The following is a 15,397-nucleotide window of genomic DNA, read 5'->3' as shown; positions in this document are numbered from 1 at the left end:
CCCTCGGGTCATTTGTTCGCCGGATGCGCTGCCTTCCACTCCATGGCTCGCAAGGCGCGTTTCTCTACCGAAGGGTGGGTGTAGAACAGCGCCTCTTCGAGCGCGGAGGGGCGCGGGTAGCGGTATTCGGCGGTCTTCACCAGCGCGGTGGCAAGTGCATCGGGTTCGTTCACGGTCATCAGCGAATAGCGGTCGGCCTCGGTCTCACCGATGCGGGTGAGGGTGTTGGTGAGCGGGGTCACCAGCAGGCCGAGCACCGATCCCACCACGGCAAAGACCGGGAGCCCGCGCGGCTCGTCCAGTTTCGCATCGCTCCCCAGCAGGCGCGCGGTCGGCGCGAACAGGCGGTTGAGGAGAAAGAAGAACGCCATCGCCAGCACCGGAAAGATCACAGCGTAGCGCCAGATGTGGCCGAGCTTGTAATGCCCCGCCTCGTGCCCCGTCACCGCGCGAACCTCGGCGATGCTCGCCTGCTTCAGCGCGACATCGGAAATCGCGATCCGCGCGGTCGGGCCGATGCCGGAGACATTGGCGGTAAAGCGATCGGACTGGCGCGAACCGTCATACATGAAGATCCGGTCGTGCGGGATGTCGACATCGTCGGCGATGGCTTCCAGCGCGGTGCGCACTTCGCCCGGCGGCACGGGCTTGTATTCGTTGAACAGCGGTTCGATCAGCGCCGGGCCGATCAGCAGGCCGAGCAGCGTGACGATGCCGGCAAACCCGCCGCTCCACAGCCACCAGCGCTGCCCGGCGCGGCGGATCAGGGCATAGACCCCGGCCAGAAACAGCCCGCCCAGTGTCATGCTGATCGCCTCGCCAATTGCCATCTGGCCGAGGAAATCGCCCAGCGGCTGGCTGGAAAGGCCATAGGCCCGTTCACGGTACCAATCGGTGTAGAGTTCCCAGGGCAGGGCGAGCACGCCGGAAATCAGCAGGAAAGCCGTGCCTACCGTGAAGGACGCAAGGACGCGCCGCTGATCGCCAAAGCGCGCCGCGATCCGGTCCAGTAGCCTGAGGCGTACCATGACCAGCGCCACCAGCAGCGACACGCCGAGGTTGATCAGCAGCACCCAGTGATTGCCGGTGGTGTAGGCCTGTGCCTGTGCCAGTGCATCAGGCCCGAGAGTGTCGACCAGCCGCGCGGCTTCCTGCGCGGGGGTGAGAGTGGCGGTCATGTCGAAGGCTCCCAAGTGTGTTACCTATGCAATACACTGCACTGCATCGCGGTCAACCCAGGCCGAGCACGTCGTTCATGCCGTAGCGGCCCGCAGGCTTGCCGGTGAGCCATTCGGCCGCCTTCACCGCGCCGCGCGCGAAGATCATGCGGTTTTCGGCCGAGTGCGAGAGGGTCAGGCGCTCCTCGCTGCCGGCGAAGATCACCGAATGCTCGCCCGCCACTGTGCCGCCGCGCAAAGTGGCAAAGCCGATAGCACCCTGCGCCCGCGCGCCGGTCATGCCGTGGCGGCCGCTCTCCATATTGTCCGACAGCACGATCCCGCGTCCGGCTGCGGCCGCTTCGCCGAGCAGCTTGGCGGTGCCCGAAGGCGCGTCGACCTTCATGCGGTGATGCATCTCCAGCACCTCGATGTCCCAGTCCGGCCCGAGCCGCTCAGCGGCCTCGCGCACCAGATGGGCCATCAGCGTGACGCCGAGCGAGAAATTGCCCGATTGCAGCACCGGCACGGCGCGCGCGGCTTCGGCAAGCATCACGAAATGCGGCTCTTCGAGGCCCGTGGTGCCGATCACGATCGGCTTGCCCGCCACCCGCGCTGCGCCGATATTGGCGCCAAGCGCGTCAGGCGCGGAGAAATCGATCAGCACATCGCACTGGCTGGCAAAGGGTCCGATGCTCCCGCCGGCATCAACGCCTGCGAAGAGGGTGTGCCCGGCATCGACAATCGCCGCCTCCAGCGCCTGCCCCATGCGGCCCTTGTGCCCGATCACTCCGAATTGCAGCTGTGCCATTGCCTTGCCTCTGCCGAACATGCTTGAAGGTGTCATGGCAGAGTTCGAACGCATCGTCATCCTCACCGGCGCAGGGATTTCAGCCGAGAGCGGCATCGATACCTTCCGCTCCGCTGGAGGCCTGTGGGAGCAGCACCGGGTGGAGGATGTGGCCACGCCTGAAGGCTTTGCCCGCAACCCCAATCTCGTGCTCAATTTCTACGACATGCGCCGCGCCGCACTCGCCAATGTCGCGCCCAATCCGGCGCATATGGCGCTGGCGCGGCTGGAGCGCGAGTTTTCGGGCGAGCTGCTGCTGGTAACGCAGAATGTCGATGACCTGCACGAACGCGGCGGCTGTGCGCGGGTGCTGCATATGCATGGCGAGCTGAAGAGCGCGCTGTGCACCTCCTGCGAGACGCGCTCGCCGTGGCTGGCGACGATGATCGAGCGCCCGCCATGCCCGGTGTGCCGCGCGCCCAGCTTGCGCCCCGATGTCGTGTGGTTCGGCGAGATGCCCTACCAGATGGGCCGGATCTATCAGGCGATCGAGACCTGCGACCTGTTCGTCAGCATCGGCACGAGCGGTGCGGTATACCCAGCTGCAGGCTTCGTGCAGGAGGCGCGGGCGAACGGGGCGCACACGCTCGAACTCAATCTCGAACCCAGCGAAGGCTCGCGCCACTTCCACGAATCGCGGCTCGGCCCGGCGAGCGCGGTCGTGCCGCAATGGGTGGAGGAAGCGCTAGGCGGCTGAGCCGCAGGTCTTGCAGCCGGGGTCCTTGGCGATCCGGATCGTCCGCATGCCGGGCTCCAGTCCGTCGAGGACGTGGAGCTTGCCCCAGCCCGGATCGCCAAGCGCGGCGGTGCCTGCCAGCACGACCTTGATCGCCTGAAGTGCGGCGAAGGAGCCGGTCCATCCCGCCATCGCGCCCAGCATGCCGTCGTCCGCGCAAGTATCGCAGTCCTCGGCATCGAAGGCATCGCCGACGAAACAGCGGTAGCAGGCCTGATCGGGCAAGTGTCCTGCAAAGGCCCCGACCTGCCCCTGAAACCGGCCGACAGCCGCCGAGAGCAGCGGAATGCCTGCCGCCACGCAGGCATCCGAGACCGCGAGGCGGGTCGCGAAATTGTCGGTGCCATCGAGCACCACGTCAGCCCCGGCGATCAGGCTCGGAGCATTCTCGGGCGTGATCCGCGCGTCGGACACGTCGATCACCAGCGAATCGTCGAAATTGGCGAGCCAGCGCCGCGCCGAGACCGCCTTGCCGTGGCCAACATCGCGGGTGGTGAAGATCGTCTGGCGTTGGAGGTTCGACACATCGACCACATCGTCATCGACCAGCGCCAGCTGTCCGATACCGCTCGCAGCGAGATATTGCAGCGCTGGTGACCCAATCCCGCCGAGCCCGATCACCGCCACGCGTGCCTCTGCCAGCCGCACCTGCCCCGCGCCGCCGACTTCTGGCAGCACGATATGGCGGGCAAAACGATCGAGCCGGGCAGACGAAAGACTCATTCGCGCGGCTCCTCGCGCGCGCGCCGCTCCTGCTTGAAGGCGCCGATGCCGTGCCACCACAGAAAGGCGATCACCGCGCCCTTGGTCGGCTGGAGCATTGCCAGCAGCATCGCCACCGCAACCGGCAGAAGGATGGCGAGGGTCAGCCATGCGGACACACCGCCGGAGATCATCGCGATCACCACCGGTGCGAGCAGGTGGCCGACCACGAAGATACCAATGTAAGCCGGAAAATCATCGGCCTGCTGCATCGACCAGTCCTGCTTGCAATGTGCACAGCGCTCAACGGGCTTGAGCCATTTGCGGAACAGGTTTGCCTCGCCGCAACGCGGGCAGCAGCCCTTTGCGCCCCTGACGAGGGCGGGGATCCACCCGCCGGGCAGGTCGATCAGGTCGGGAGAAAGGCGCTGAAAAGGCATGGGCAGGCTGTTTACAGCCTGCGCACAGCCTGTCGACAGGCCTGTGGATGGGCCTGTCGATAGGGCAGTGCAAAGGTGGTGCAGATTGAGTGCGAATTAACTCTCGCGCCGGTCAGCTTTCGAGCTGGCGGAGCAGGCTGCGCACATCGCCGTCCATATCAGCATCGCGCTGGCGCAGATCCTCGATCAGGCGCACGGCATGGATCACGGTCGAGTGATCGCGCCCGCCGAACTTGCGCCCGATTTCGGGGTAGGAACGCGGGGTGAGCACCTTCGAGAGATACATCGCCACCTGCCGCGGACGCACCACCGCACGCGCGCGGCGCTTGGAGCTCATCTCCGCGCGGTCGATGCGGTAGAACTGGCACACCGTGCGCTGGATCTCGTCGATCGTGATGCGGCGGCGGTTGGCGCTCAGGATGTCGGTCAACTGCTCTTCGGCGAGCTGGAGCGAGACATCCTGCCCGGTGAGCTGGGCATAGGCGATCAGCTTGTTGAGGCCGCCGACCAGCTCGCGCACATTGCGGGTGATGGTGCGGGCGAGGAAATCGACCACATCTTCCGGCACCGCGAGCGGCGCGAATCGGGCGAGCTTGGAGACGAGGATCTTCTTGCGCAGCTCGATATCGGCAGGCTGGATGTCCGCGACGAGGCCCATCGACAGGCGGCTGAGCAGGCGCGGCTCGACCCCGTCCAGCGCCTGCGGGGCGCGGTCGGCGGCGAAGACCAGCCGCTTGCCTTCGGCCAGCAGCGCGTCGATCGTGTAGAGCAGTTCTTCCTGTGCGCTCGCCTTGCCGATGATGAACTGGATATCGTCCACCAGCAGCAGATCGAAGGAGCGAAGGCGTGCCTTGAACTCGATCGTCTGGCTCGCCTTCAGCGCCTGCACGAATTCGACCATGAAGCGCTCGGCCGAGCAGTAGAAGATGCGCGCGCGCGGGTGGGCCTGAAGATAGCCGTGGCCGATCGCGTGGAGCAGGTGGGTCTTGCCCTGGCCGGTCGCCGCCTTGAGATAGAGCGGCGAGAACTGCGGCTGTTCAAGTGCGGCCATGCGCTGGGCGGCATTGCAGGCCAGGATATTGGCCTCGCCCGTCACGAAGGCGGCGAAGGTCAGCGACGGATCGAGGCCCACCGAAGAGGTGAAGGTCGAATCCGACATGCTGCCGGCGGCAACCGCAATCGCGCTCGCGCCGTCATTGGCGGGGCGGCGACCATCGTCGAGTCGCAGATCGGGCAGCTGGCGGCGGCCCGGATGGACCATAATGTTGACCTTGCGCACTTCGCTGCGTGCAATCTTCCAGGCCAGCTGCAGCCGGTCGTGGAAGCGGTCGCGAACCCAGTTGGCCGAGAACTCGGTCGGCAGATAGAGATCGAGCGCGCCGGTCTCGCGGTTGAGGCTGCCCAGCTGGATCGGCTTGATCCACTGGCTGTGCAGCTGGTGCCCGAGGTCCTTGCGAAGGCCCTGGCTGATATCAGACCAGTCGGCGGCGAGATTCACGGCTTCGGCGTCTTCCATCAAATCATCATCCGCCGGACGGCGCGGGCTGCGCGCCTTGTCGATCCTGTGCACAAGCGTATCCCCAATTTCCTCAGGCCTGCGGAGCCGTGTCCCGCAGGCGACTTCATCTTATTGCAACAGGCAAAGTCCATCCCACTCCGGAAACGCGTGTTCCCGGGGTGCCCCCCTGTCGACCAGTTTGTTAAAACCCAGGCTGTCCCGCCCCGGGTGAGAGGCGAATAAAGAACTCTCGGAGACTTTGCGCAAGCACGGAGATTTAAAAAAAGTGAAATAATCCTGTTGACTCGCCTCTACCCCGCAGGCTTGCGTTCATCCTGTTGTTTTTCCACAATTATCACCCAAAACAACATGCGAATCGCGGAGAATCCTAGGTTTCGGCGGAATTGCACTGCTCGCAACGGTCACAAACGAAAGAGGCCGCGCTGAAACAGCGCGGCCTCTTTGTGATTCTCGGCTCTGCGCAACCCGGAAACACCCGCTAGGGGATTGTCCGGATCACCAGAAAAACGAATCAGAGCGTGGCGACTCGGCGCGTCAGGCGCGAGAGCTTGCGGGCCACGGTGTTCTTGTGCAGCACGCCGCGAGCGACGCCGCGGGCCATTTCCGGCTGGGCAGCCTTGAGCGCGGCAGCGGCGGCTTCCTTGTCGCCGGCTTCACAGGCCGATTCGACCTTCTTGATGAAGCTGCGGATGCGGCTGATGCGCGCGCCGTTGATTTCGGCACGGGCTGCGTTGCGACGGATGCGCTTCTTGGCTTGCGGCGTATTGGCCATAATTCGTGTCTGTCTCGCGTTTGGTTCAGGCCGCGGTGGGCAGCCGGGAAAACTGTGTCGGGTTGCTCGAAAATGGGCGAGCGGACCCATGGGTCTCCCGCCGGAAAGCAGCGCCCTTAGTAAGAACTGCCCGCAAGGTCAACGATTCTCCCTCACTTCTGGCACACCGGGCAATACCATGTGCTCCGGCCGCCTTGCGCGATGCGGCGAATCTGCCCGCCATCCTTGCGCCGACAGGCCTCGTTCTCGCGCCCGTAGACGTCGAAAGAGCTGGCGAAATAGCCCAGCTCGCCATCGGGCCGCGCATAGTCGCGCAAGGTCGAACCGCCGTCACGGATCGAGGCTTCCAGCACGTCGATGATCGCTGGCACCAGCCGCGCCAGCTGCGGGCCTGTGACCTTGCCAGCGGGTTTGGTCGGGCGGATGCCGGCGCGCCACAAGGCCTCGCAGACATAGATATTGCCGAGGCCTGCAACGATCCGCTGATCGAGCAGGCACAGCTTGATCGACTGGGTCTTGCCCGCCAGCGCCGCCTTGAGGTGCGCTGCGGTGAGACCCGGGCCGAGCGGCTCTGGGCCGAGGGCTGCGAATTGCGGCCATGCTTCCAGCGCGGCCGTCTCCACCAGATCGACCGAGCCAAAGCGTCGCGGATCGCACAGGGCAAAGCGGTTGCTCGCGGTCTCCAGCAGCAGGTGATCGTGCGTGTCGGGCACCTCGGGATCGATCCGCCAGCGCCCGCTCATGCCGAGATGGAAGATCATCGTCGCCCCGCGATCGAGATGCATGAGGCCATATTTCGCCCGCCGCGAGAGCGCGCTGACGGTGGCCCCCGTCATAACCTGCACCAGATCGGCCGGAAAAGGCCGGCGCAGATCGGCGCGGTTCAGTTGGACGCGCGTGATCCGCTCGCCTTCGAGAAAGCGTGCAAGTCCGCGCACGGTGGTTTCGACTTCGGGAAGTTCAGGCATTTCGTTTTGTGTTCGCTTTCGCTCGCGACTGACGCAACAGATGGTGCCTCTAACACCCTTTGCGCCCGGCTCAATTCCCTCTAGGGAACCCGGCATGAGCGAAACTACCGACGAAACCGTGTCCTTCGGCTACGAGCAGGTCACCCCGCAGGAAAAGACCCGCAAGGTAGGCGAGGTCTTCTCCAGCGTCGCACGCAAATACGACATCATGAATGATGCCATGTCGGGCGGGATGCACCGGCTTTGGAAGGACCGCTTCGTGCGCCGCGTGAAGCCGCGCGAAGGGGAGCAGATCCTCGACATGGCCGGCGGCACGGGCGACATCGCCTTCCGCATGGCGGCGCACGGCGCCCACATCACGGTTGCCGACATCAATCAGGACATGCTCGATGTCGGCGCCGAGCGCGCGCTGGAGCGGGGCTTTGCGGAAGAGGACGGCGCGCTCGTCTTCACCTGCCAGAACGCGGAAAGCGTGAGCTTTGCCTCCAACTCCTTTGATGCCTACACCATCGCCTTCGGCATCCGGAACGTGACGCACATCGACCGCGCGCTGAAAGAAGCGCTGCGGGTGCTGCGCCCCGGTGGCCGGTTCTTCTGCCTCGAATTCTCGACGGTCGAATGGTCGGGCCTCAAGGAGGCCTACGATATCTATTCCGAGCACCTCCTGCCGCGCATGGGGCAGGCGATTGCGGGGGACGCGGATTCCTATCGCTACCTTGCCGAATCGATCCGCAAGTTCCCGCCGATGCCCGCCTTCGAGCAGATGATCCGGCAGGCGGGTTTCGCCAATACCAAGGTCGAGCCGATCATGGGCGGGCTGGTGGCGATCCATTCGGGGTGGAAGATCTAGATCAGTGCCCACGCCCGCAACGCATTTGTTCCGCCTCGCCCGCTGGGGCGTGACGCTGGCTCGCCGCCGCGCACTGGTGGGGATCGAGAATGATCCCAACGCGCCAGCCGCCGTACGGCAGCTGGTGCGCATTGCGCGCCTCGCCACGCTGACCGGCAAGCGCGGCAAGCCCGATTACGCGGGCGCCTTCCGCGCCATCGGTCCGGCAGCGATCAAGCTCGGGCAATCGCTCGCCACCCGCCCCGATCTGGTGGGCGAGGAAGCGGCGAACAACCTGCTTTCGCTTCAGGACAGCCTGCCCCCGGTGCCCTTCGCCCAGATCCGCGCGGTAATCGAGAGCAGCTTTGGCCAGCCGATCGAGGCGCTGTTCGCCGAGATCGACCCTGAGCCTGTCGGCGCAGCCTCGATCGCGCAGGTCCACAAGGCGGTTACCACTGATGGCCGCAAGGTCGCGGTCAAGGTGCTGCGCCCGGGCATCCGCGAAAAGTTCGCGCAGGACATCCAGACCTATGAATGGGCCGCCGCTCATGTCGAGGCGATGGGCGGCGAGGCCGAGCGCCTGCGCCCGCGCCTCACCATCGCCAATTTCAAGCGCTGGACCAATTCAGAGCTCGACCTGCGGCGCGAGGCGGCCTCGGCGAGCGAGCTTGCCGAGCAGATGGCGGGCGTGCCGGGCTACCGCATCCCCGCAGTCGACTGGGACCGCACCAATGGCCGCGTGATGACGATCGAGTGGATCGACGGGATCAAGATCAGCCGCGTCGACGAACTACGCGCACGCGGGCATGATCTCGCGGCGATCTCGGAGAAGCTGGTGATCAGCTTCCTCACTCAGGCGATCAGCACCGGATTCTTCCATGCCGACATGCATCAGGGCAACCTGTTCGTGGAGGACGATGGCACCATCGTTGCCATCGATTTCGGGATCATGGGCCGGATCGATCGCCGTGCGCGCCAGTGGCTGGCGGAGATCCTCTACGGGCTGACCACCGGCAACTACCAACGCGTCGCCGAAATCCATTTCGAGGCGCAATATGTGCCTTCCTACCATTCGATCGGCGAATTCGCGACCGCGCTGCGCGCCGTGGGCGAGCCGATGCGGGGCAAGCCGGTGAAGGAATTGAGCGTCGGCCAGATGCTCGACGGGCTGTTCGCGATCACCCGCGATTTCGACATGCAGACCCAGCCGCACCTGCTGCTGCTGCAAAAGACCATGGTGATGGTCGAAGGCATTGCCACCCAGCTCAATCCCGACATCAACATGTGGGACACCGCAGCCCCCTATGTGCGCGAGTGGATCCGTGACGAATTGGGGCCGGAAGCCGCGCTGGCGGATCGCCTCAAGCAGGATGCCGAAACCCTGCTGCGCCTGCCCGGTCTTGTCCGGCGGGTGGAGGAGATGTTCCCGCCCAAGGGCGGCGCGCCCGAGGCCCCGCCGCTGCCGCATATTCCGCTCCTCACCGACAAGCGCGAGGGGCGCGGCGTGCTGGGTTATCTCATCGCTGTGGCTGTGGGCGCCGGCGCTGTCTGGGGCGCGCTCGCGGCCGGCTGGATCGGATGACCGGCGGCCCCTCGCTGCTGGCGCGGTGGGAGGCAGTCGGGCGGCCCTTCGCACACCTGCCGCACTGGGCGGCGGGCCTCGTGCTGGCGCTGCTGGCGGCGGCGATGATCTGGAGTGCGGCGGCCAGCGTGCAGGTTGACCGGACTGAACGCGCCGCCAATCCCGTCGCTGCGAAACTCGCATCCAAACCGCCCAGCACGGCCATCTCCGATCTCAAGGACGGCGATTTCGCGCTCTATGCCCGCATCGCCGCACGCGTGACCGGGGGCGAGGATTACTATGGGGCCGCCCTCGACGAGCAGCGGCGCGACAATTATCCGACCCGGCCGTTCGTCGCGGTGCGCCAGCCGACCCTTGCTTGGCTGCAGGCGAGCATCGGCATCAATGGCGTGCGGCTGATCGAGGCGGCGCTGGCGCTGGCCTGCCTTGTCGCACTGCAATTGCGGCTCGGCCCGCTGGTGTCGCTGCCCGAGCGGCTCGCCGGAATCGTGATCCTCACTCTCGGCGGTGCAGCGGTGGCGGCGCCGATTGCCGGGCTGGTGCACGAGCTTTGGGCGGGCCTGTGGCTGACGCTGGCGCTGCTGATCTATCGCCCCGAACGCTGGTGGCCCGCGCTGATCGCGGCGGCCATGGCGCTGGCGGTGCGCGAACTGGCGGTGCCTTTCGTCCTGCTGTGGCTGGCCGTTGCGCTGGTGACCCGGCGCTGGGCCGAGGCGGGGGCGCTGACGGCGCTGCTCGCGCTCTTTGCCGGCGGCATGGGGCTGCACTATCTCGCGGTCTCGGCCGAGGGGCTCCCGGGGGACCGCGCCTCGCAGGGCTGGGACGGGCTGGCGGGCTATGGTCTGCCGCTGATGGCGCTGTGCCGCCTGACGGGGCTGGTCTTCCTGCCGATGATGATCGCTGCGCCGCTGGCGATCCTGCCGCTGGTCGGCTGGGCCTCGCTCGGCGGGCGGATCGGCCTGTTTGCGCCCATGTGGTTCGCGGGGCTGTTCACCATGGTCGCGCTGTTTGCGCGGCCGGAGAATTTCTACTGGGTGCAAATCGGCCTGCCCGCCTACGGGATCGGCCTTGCCTTTGCTCCGCGCGCGCTGTTCGAGCTTGGACGCAGCTTCGCGGGCCGGAGCTAGCCCGCCGCCGGCCCCTTGCCGAGCACTCGGGCACCGACCAGCGCCAGCGTCAAGGCAAACGCCTCTATGAGCATGGGCTGGAAAGCGCCCGGATAGGTGCCATCAACCAGCAGGCTGATTATCCGTCCGGTGAGCGTGACGCCGACCAGCGAGGCGGCCACCAGCAACAGTCCGGCGTGATTGCGCAATCCGCCCAGCGCCATCGATATCCCGCCCACCCAGAAGAAGGAGGTGAAATCCCCGCGGATGGTCGAAAGGCCCTGCGCGCCATTGGCCGCAACCCCCAGAGCTTCGCCGAGCCGCACAGGCGCGAGCAAAAAGCCGGTGCCGATGGTGAAGAACAGCACGCCGACCACAAGCAAGGCGATGCGCAGGATAGTTGTCATGTCCGATCCCCCGGATAAGTCTGCTAACGGGTCTGGCGCAGCGCAGGGCGCAGCTCAAGTCGCCGGCACGCCAAATCGGCGCAAAACCTGTTGCGCCTTTTTAAGTGCAATCTTAACCACAGCGCGCCCAATCTGCGCGCCAAGACTGTATCCCGCGCGGCTTGGCGCTGGCGCGGGCAGCGTCTAGGAAGCATTGGCGGCTGCGCATCGCGCGGCGCACGGGAGTTGATCGGGACCGATGGCATTGATCGGCAAGCAAAGCGGAAGCAAGCGATGACGGGCAAGGCTCCGCGCATCCTGCTGGTCGTGGGCGGCGGCATCGCGGCCTACAAGGCCTGCGAGCTGGTGCGCCTGATCCGCAAGGGCGGCGGGGAGGTGACCTGCGTCGTCACCAAGGGCGGACAGCAGTTCGTCACCCCCATGGCGCTCGCGGCCCTGTCCGAAAATCAGGTCTACACCAATCTCTTCGACCTCAAGAACGAGGCCGAGATGGGCCACATCCAGCTCTCGCGCGAGGCCGATCTGGTGGTTGTGTGTCCCGCCACGGCCGATCTGCTGGCCAAGATGGCTGCAGGCATTGCCGATGATCTGGCCACCACGCTGATTCTCGCCACCGACAAGCCGGTGATGGCCGTGCCTGCCATGAACGTGCGGATGTGGGAGCACGAGGCAACCCAGCGCAATGTCGAGCTGCTGACATCGGCTGGTGTCACTGTGCTGCACCCCGATGAAGGCCCGATGGCTTGCGGCGAGTTCGGCTACGGTCGCCTGCCGGAGCCCGAGGTGATCTGGCGCAATATCGCCGCCTATTTCGGCATCGACGTGCCCGAGCCTGCGCCCGCACGCATCCCCGCCAATGATCGCGCGGGGATCGAAGTCGAGGCGATCGAACCCGAGGATGAGGGTGACGGCGAAGCTGCCGGGCTCGGCAGTGGTCTTGGCGGCCTGCTCTCGCGCATCATCCCGCGCTCCACCGCCAAGCGGAGCCACGAGGATATCGAGGCCGAGTATCAGGATCTGCCCGAGACCGAGGATGTCGAGGCGCTGCTGCCGGAAGAACCTGCGCCTGAAGCCGAACCCGACTTTGCCCCCGATTTCGGCGGCCCGCTGCTCGCCCGGAAGGGCAGCGCCAGCGCTGCGCCGCCGATCGATGCAGCCGCGATCAATCACAAGGTCGATCCGCGCAAGCTTCCGCCCGAAGTGCCCGATGAGGTTGCTGCCGATCTTGGGGAAGTGACTGAGGGCGAGGATTTCGGCGTCGTCGAGGGGCATCGCCCGCTCTATGGCCGCCACGTGCTGGTGACCGCCGGGCCGACCTGGGAAGCGATCGATCCGGTGCGCTACATCGCCAACCGTTCGAGCGGGAAACAGGGCTTTGCCATCGCCGCCGCTGCTGCTGCGCTGGGCGCCAAGGTGACGCTGGTCGCAGGCCCGGTCTCGCTCAAAACGCCTGCAGGCGTGAACCGTATCGATGTTGAAAGCGCCGAGGATATGTCCAACGCCGTGCGCGCGGCGCTGCCCGCCGATGTGGCGGTGATGGTGGCTGCGGTGGCCGACTGGCGGCCCAAGGAATACCGCGGCGAGAAGATCAAGAAGCGCGGCTCGGCCCCGCCGGCGCTGATGCTGACCGAGAACCCCGACATTCTCACCAATCTCGCAGGCGGGGCGGGTCGCCCCGAACTGGTGATCGGCTTTGCGGCCGAGACCGAGGACGTGATCGAGAATGCCAAGGCTAAGCGCAAGCGCAAGGTGGTCGACTGGATTGTCGCCAATGACGTTAGCGGCGATGTGATGGGCGGCGATCGCAACCGTGTCCACATCGTCACCAGCTCCGGCATCGAGACGCTGGACGAGATGCCCAAGAGCGCGGTGGCGATGGCACTGGCCGAACGCATCGCAGCCAGCCTCAAGGCGGAAGCGGCGGAATGACCCATCCGGTCGCTGTGCAAGTCAAGCGCCTCGCGCATGGTGCAGGCCTGCCGCTGCCGGCCTATGCCACCATCGGCGCAGCGGGCATGGACGTGGTGAGCGCCGAGGATGCCACCGTCGCGCCCGGAGAGCGGCATGCGGTGGCGACGGGCTTGGCGCTGGCGATTCCGCAGGGCTACGAAATTCAGGTGCGCCCCCGCTCCGGCCTCGCGCTGAAGCACGGCATCACCGTCCCCAACACCCCCGGCACGATCGACAGCGACTATCGGGGCGAACTCAAGGTGATCCTGATCAACTTGGGGCAAGAGCCCTTCGTCATCCAGCGCGGCGATCGCGTCGCCCAGCTGGTGCTCGCGCCTGTCGTGCAGGCGGCATGGGACGAAGTTGCCGAACTGGACGCCACGGAAAGAGGCGAGGGCGGCTTCGGCTCAACCGGAGGCCACGCCAAACTTTGAGCCGAGAGAATCCGGTGATTTGCGCCGGAAAATGCGGCCTGCCTTGATTCAAAAACAAAAAAGGCGGCGCCGATCCCCTGGCGCCGCCTCTCTTTTCCCGTCCAAGGGTTTGTTGAGCTCGTTCCTACACCATCAGTCGGCGGGGCGCACGGTTTTTTCGTCGTCGCGGATGGTGATGCGCATCGTTTCGCCCGAGTTGCCGGGGAAGTCGGTGAACAGCGCATCGACGAGGTTCGGCACCAGGCGCGGCAGGCGGTTGGTGCGCGACACCGCTTCGGCCTTGCCTTCGAACAGGCGCTGACCATCGGCGCGGCGATCAATCTTCAGGTCGATTGCGCTGGTGTAGATGGTGTAGCTGCGCACGTTCGGTGCGCCGCCAAGCCACGGATCGTTGAAGCCGAGGCCCCACGGACCAAAGCCGCCGCCCCAGGCGCCCCAACGGCCCCAGGGGCCACCGGCAAAGCCTGCGCCGTTGAGATCGGTGCGCACCCGTTCACGCCCGCCATCGACGCGGTAATCGAAACGCACCAGCATGTCGGCGCTCTCCGGCGATGCGGCGCGGGCGTAGCCCAGCTGCGTCATCTCGGCCGCGACGGCATTGGCATAGGTGGCGAATTCCAGACCGCCGGCGAGCTTGGGATCCTCCGCCACGACCGCGAAGGTCTGGCCCGCAGGCGCGGGCAACGGCACGGCAAAGCGCGAGACATCGGCCTTGAAGGCAGGCGTCGTGGAACAAGCGGCAAGACCGGCAGCCAGAGCCAGCGGCAGTGCGATGCGGCGAAGCGATTTGATCGAGGACATAGCGGTCGTCATGACACATCCCTTGTGTGGTCACCAGTGCGATGATGGCAATGGTGCTTGCGCGCGATATTCTATCTCACCGGCATGAACAGCGATTGAATAGCGGCGATAGGCGATTACGCGTGCCTCACCAGCCCCAGCGCCTTGTAGGTCGCATCGAGCGTCGGCGTGCCCCGTTCACGCGCCTTGGCGGCGCCGCGCGCGAGGATCGCGTCCAATGCCTCGTGATCGTCCTTCAGCGCCACGAACCGCTCGCGGATCGGGCCGAGCCTGTCGACCAGCAGATCGGCCAGCGCGGGCTTGAACGCGCCGAAGCCCTGTCCGCCGAACTGGGCCAGCACCCCGCCCACCGACTGCCCGGCGAGCGCGGCATAGATGCCCACGAGGTTCTTCGCCTCGGGACGCTCGGCAAGGCCTGCTTCTTCCGAGGGCAGGGCCTCGGGGTCGGTCTTTGCCTTCTTGATCTTCTGCGCCATGGTGTCGGCATCGTCCGAAAGGTTGATGCGGCTCATGTCGGACGGATCCGATTTCGACATCTTCGCCGAGCCATCGCGTAAGGACATGATGCGCGCGGCCTCGGCAGGGATGATCGGCTCGGGCAGGGTGAAGATCGGCGCTTCTTCCGTCCCGAAATCATTGTTGAACTTCTGCGCTATGTCGCGTGCGAGTTCGAGATGCTGCTTCTGGTCTTCGCCCACCGGCACGTGGGTGGCCTGATAGAGCAGCACGTCGGCCGCCTGCAGCACGGGGTAGGTGAAGAGCGCGACCGACTGGCCCTCGCGGTTCTTGCCGGCCTTGTCCTTCCACTGGGTCATGCGGTTGAGCCAGCCCATCCGCGCGGTGCCGTTGAGCAGCCATTGCAGTTCGGGATGCTGCGGCACCTGCGCCTGATTGAACAGGATCGCCTTGTCCGGATCGAGCCCGCAGGCCACCAGCGTCGCCACCAGTTCCAGCGTCGAGGAGCGCAGTTCGGCCGGATCATGCGGCATCGAGAGCGCGTGGAGATCGGCGATGAAGATCAGGCACTCGCCGCCCGCCGCATGGGCATCGTCCTGCAGCTTCACGTAATTGCGGATCGCACCGAGGTAGTTGCCGAGGTGGGGTTTGCCGGTGGGCTGGATGCCGGAGACGACGCGCATGACTG

Annotated in this window: 16 protein-coding genes; 6 read left to right on the top strand and 10 right to left on the bottom strand. The window is 65.9% G+C overall.

The features are described from left to right. Nucleotides 1-8 precede the first annotated feature (8 nt). Together RSE14_RS07565 and dapB are read right to left on the bottom strand one after the other, a co-directional pair. The gene (locus RSE14_RS07565) at nucleotides 9-1,178 is read right to left on the bottom strand and encodes a M48 family metallopeptidase (protein ID WP_324076747.1); all 1,170 of its coding nucleotides are present in this window, start codon (nucleotides 1,176-1,178) and stop codon (nucleotides 9-11) included. 52 nt (nucleotides 1,179-1,230) lie between these two features. Then, nucleotides 1,231-1,968 carry a 4-hydroxy-tetrahydrodipicolinate reductase gene (gene dapB, locus RSE14_RS07560; RefSeq protein ID WP_324076745.1) on the bottom strand — a complete coding sequence of 246 codons (738 nt, stop codon included), beginning with the start codon at nucleotides 1,966-1,968 and terminating at the stop codon, nucleotides 1,231-1,233. Nucleotides 1,969-2,002: 34 nt separating this feature from the next. Here dapB and RSE14_RS07555 point away from each other — a divergent pair, with 34 nt between their 5' ends. Continuing rightward, nucleotides 2,003-2,704, top strand: coding sequence for an NAD-dependent deacylase (locus RSE14_RS07555; protein WP_324076744.1), 702 nt, complete (start codon nucleotides 2,003-2,005; stop codon nucleotides 2,702-2,704). On the opposite strand, the gene RSE14_RS07550 is transcribed toward RSE14_RS07555, so the two are convergent. The 5 genes from RSE14_RS07550 to mutM all read right to left on the bottom strand — a co-directional run bounded on the left by RSE14_RS07550 (nucleotide 2,693) and on the right by mutM (nucleotide 7,144). Continuing rightward, nucleotides 2,693-3,466, bottom strand: coding sequence for a HesA/MoeB/ThiF family protein (locus RSE14_RS07550; protein WP_324076742.1), 774 nt, complete (start codon nucleotides 3,464-3,466; stop codon nucleotides 2,693-2,695). The two genes, RSE14_RS07555 and RSE14_RS07550, sit on opposite strands and share 12 nt — an antisense overlap. Further along, entirely contained in the window at nucleotides 3,463-3,885 is a 423-nt protein-coding gene (locus RSE14_RS07545; RefSeq protein WP_324076741.1) for a DUF983 domain-containing protein, read from the bottom strand. Before RSE14_RS07545 ends, RSE14_RS07550 begins: the two co-directional genes overlap by 4 nt. A gap of 112 nt (nucleotides 3,886-3,997) precedes the next feature. Then, on the bottom strand, nucleotides 3,998-5,401 hold the full coding sequence (dnaA, locus tag RSE14_RS07540; protein ID WP_324076868.1) for a chromosomal replication initiator protein DnaA: 1,404 nt from the start codon (nucleotides 5,399-5,401) through the stop codon (nucleotides 3,998-4,000). Nucleotides 5,402-5,915: 514 nt separating this feature from the next. Next, a complete protein-coding gene (rpsT, locus tag RSE14_RS07535) occupies nucleotides 5,916-6,176 on the bottom strand; it encodes a 30S ribosomal protein S20 (RefSeq protein WP_324076740.1) in 261 nt (86 codons plus the stop codon). Nucleotides 6,177-6,328: 152 nt separating this feature from the next. After that, a complete protein-coding gene (gene mutM / locus RSE14_RS07530; RefSeq protein ID WP_324076739.1) occupies nucleotides 6,329-7,144 on the bottom strand; it encodes a bifunctional DNA-formamidopyrimidine glycosylase/DNA-(apurinic or apyrimidinic site) lyase in 816 nt (271 codons plus the stop codon). 94 nt (nucleotides 7,145-7,238) lie between these two features. Here mutM and RSE14_RS07525 point away from each other — a divergent pair, with 94 nt between their 5' ends. From RSE14_RS07525 to RSE14_RS07515, 3 genes are read left to right on the top strand one after another with little or no spacing between them, the layout of a single operon-like run. After that, nucleotides 7,239-7,994 carry a class I SAM-dependent methyltransferase gene (locus RSE14_RS07525; protein WP_324076738.1) on the top strand — a complete coding sequence of 252 codons (756 nt, stop codon included), beginning with the start codon at nucleotides 7,239-7,241 and terminating at the stop codon, nucleotides 7,992-7,994. A gap of 4 nt (nucleotides 7,995-7,998) precedes the next feature. Then, a complete protein-coding gene (ubiB, locus tag RSE14_RS07520) occupies nucleotides 7,999-9,555 on the top strand; it encodes a 2-polyprenylphenol 6-hydroxylase (RefSeq protein ID WP_324076736.1) in 1,557 nt (518 codons plus the stop codon). After that, nucleotides 9,552-10,682, top strand: coding sequence for a hypothetical protein (locus RSE14_RS07515; protein ID WP_324076734.1), 1,131 nt, complete (start codon nucleotides 9,552-9,554; stop codon nucleotides 10,680-10,682). The genes ubiB and RSE14_RS07515 overlap by 4 nt, the downstream gene beginning before the upstream one ends. Here RSE14_RS07515 and RSE14_RS07510 read toward each other — a convergent pair. Then, the gene (locus RSE14_RS07510) at nucleotides 10,679-11,068 is read right to left on the bottom strand and encodes a hypothetical protein (protein ID WP_324076731.1); all 390 of its coding nucleotides are present in this window, start codon (nucleotides 11,066-11,068) and stop codon (nucleotides 10,679-10,681) included. The genes RSE14_RS07515 and RSE14_RS07510 overlap by 4 nt on opposite strands. Nucleotides 11,069-11,341: 273 nt before the next feature. On the opposite strand from RSE14_RS07510, the gene RSE14_RS07505 reads away from it, so the two are divergent. Together RSE14_RS07505 and dut are read left to right on the top strand one after the other, a co-directional pair. After that, nucleotides 11,342-12,997 (top strand): bifunctional phosphopantothenoylcysteine decarboxylase/phosphopantothenate synthase, encoded by a 1,656-nt coding sequence (locus RSE14_RS07505; protein ID WP_324076729.1) that lies wholly within the window; start codon nucleotides 11,342-11,344, stop codon nucleotides 12,995-12,997. After that, nucleotides 12,994-13,452 (top strand): dUTP diphosphatase, encoded by a 459-nt coding sequence (gene dut, locus RSE14_RS07500; protein ID WP_324076727.1) that lies wholly within the window; start codon nucleotides 12,994-12,996, stop codon nucleotides 13,450-13,452. Before RSE14_RS07505 ends, dut begins: the two co-directional genes overlap by 4 nt. A gap of 132 nt (nucleotides 13,453-13,584) precedes the next feature. Here the strand turns inward: dut and RSE14_RS07495 are convergent, their stop codons facing one another. Continuing rightward, nucleotides 13,585-14,265 carry a DUF4136 domain-containing protein gene (locus tag RSE14_RS07495; RefSeq protein WP_416379369.1) on the bottom strand — a complete coding sequence of 227 codons (681 nt, stop codon included), beginning with the start codon at nucleotides 14,263-14,265 and terminating at the stop codon, nucleotides 13,585-13,587. A 104-nt stretch (nucleotides 14,266-14,369) separates the two neighbouring features. Beyond that, on the bottom strand, nucleotides 14,370-15,392 hold the full coding sequence (gene trpS, locus RSE14_RS07490) for a tryptophan--tRNA ligase (RefSeq protein WP_324076725.1): 1,023 nt from the start codon (nucleotides 15,390-15,392) through the stop codon (nucleotides 14,370-14,372). Nucleotides 15,393-15,397 lie beyond the last annotated feature (5 nt).

Origin of the sequence: Erythrobacter sp. (assembly GCF_035194505.1) — a bacterium.
Taxonomy (GTDB): domain Bacteria; phylum Pseudomonadota; class Alphaproteobacteria; order Sphingomonadales; family Sphingomonadaceae; genus Erythrobacter.
The sequence above is the reverse complement of the archived record's forward strand: the minus strand, read 5'-3'. Positions and strand labels throughout refer to the sequence as shown.

Bases quoted from the DNA above. Each gene is read 5' to 3' on its own strand.
- dnaA (WP_324076868.1), bottom strand. From the start codon at position 5,401: ATGGAAGACGCCGAAGCCGTGAATCTCGCCGCCGACTGGTCTGATATC.
- dut (WP_324076727.1), top strand. From the start codon at position 12,994: ATGACCCATCCGGTCGCTGTGCAAGTCAAGCGCCTCGCGCATGGTGCA.
- RSE14_RS07545 (WP_324076741.1), bottom strand. From the start codon at position 3,885: ATGCCTTTTCAGCGCCTTTCTCCCGACCTGATCGACCTGCCCGGCGGG.
- RSE14_RS07510 (WP_324076731.1), bottom strand. From the start codon at position 11,068: ATGACAACTATCCTGCGCATCGCCTTGCTTGTGGTCGGCGTGCTGTTC.
- rpsT (WP_324076740.1), bottom strand. From the start codon at position 6,176: ATGGCCAATACGCCGCAAGCCAAGAAGCGCATCCGTCGCAACGCAGCC.
- RSE14_RS07550 (WP_324076742.1), bottom strand. From the start codon at position 3,466: ATGAGTCTTTCGTCTGCCCGGCTCGATCGTTTTGCCCGCCATATCGTG.
- RSE14_RS07505 (WP_324076729.1), top strand. From the start codon at position 11,342: ATGACGGGCAAGGCTCCGCGCATCCTGCTGGTCGTGGGCGGCGGCATC.
- dapB (WP_324076745.1), bottom strand. From the start codon at position 1,968: ATGGCACAGCTGCAATTCGGAGTGATCGGGCACAAGGGCCGCATGGGG.
- RSE14_RS07525 (WP_324076738.1), top strand. From the start codon at position 7,239: ATGAGCGAAACTACCGACGAAACCGTGTCCTTCGGCTACGAGCAGGTC.
- RSE14_RS07565 (WP_324076747.1), bottom strand. From the start codon at position 1,178: ATGACCGCCACTCTCACCCCCGCGCAGGAAGCCGCGCGGCTGGTCGAC.
- RSE14_RS07495 (WP_416379369.1), bottom strand. From the start codon at position 14,265: ATGACGACCGCTATGTCCTCGATCAAATCGCTTCGCCGCATCGCACTG.
- RSE14_RS07515 (WP_324076734.1), top strand. From the start codon at position 9,552: ATGACCGGCGGCCCCTCGCTGCTGGCGCGGTGGGAGGCAGTCGGGCGG.
- mutM (WP_324076739.1), bottom strand. From the start codon at position 7,144: ATGCCTGAACTTCCCGAAGTCGAAACCACCGTGCGCGGACTTGCACGC.
- trpS (WP_324076725.1), bottom strand. From the start codon at position 15,392: ATGCGCGTCGTCTCCGGCATCCAGCCCACCGGCAAACCCCACCTCGGC.
- RSE14_RS07555 (WP_324076744.1), top strand. From the start codon at position 2,003: ATGGCAGAGTTCGAACGCATCGTCATCCTCACCGGCGCAGGGATTTCA.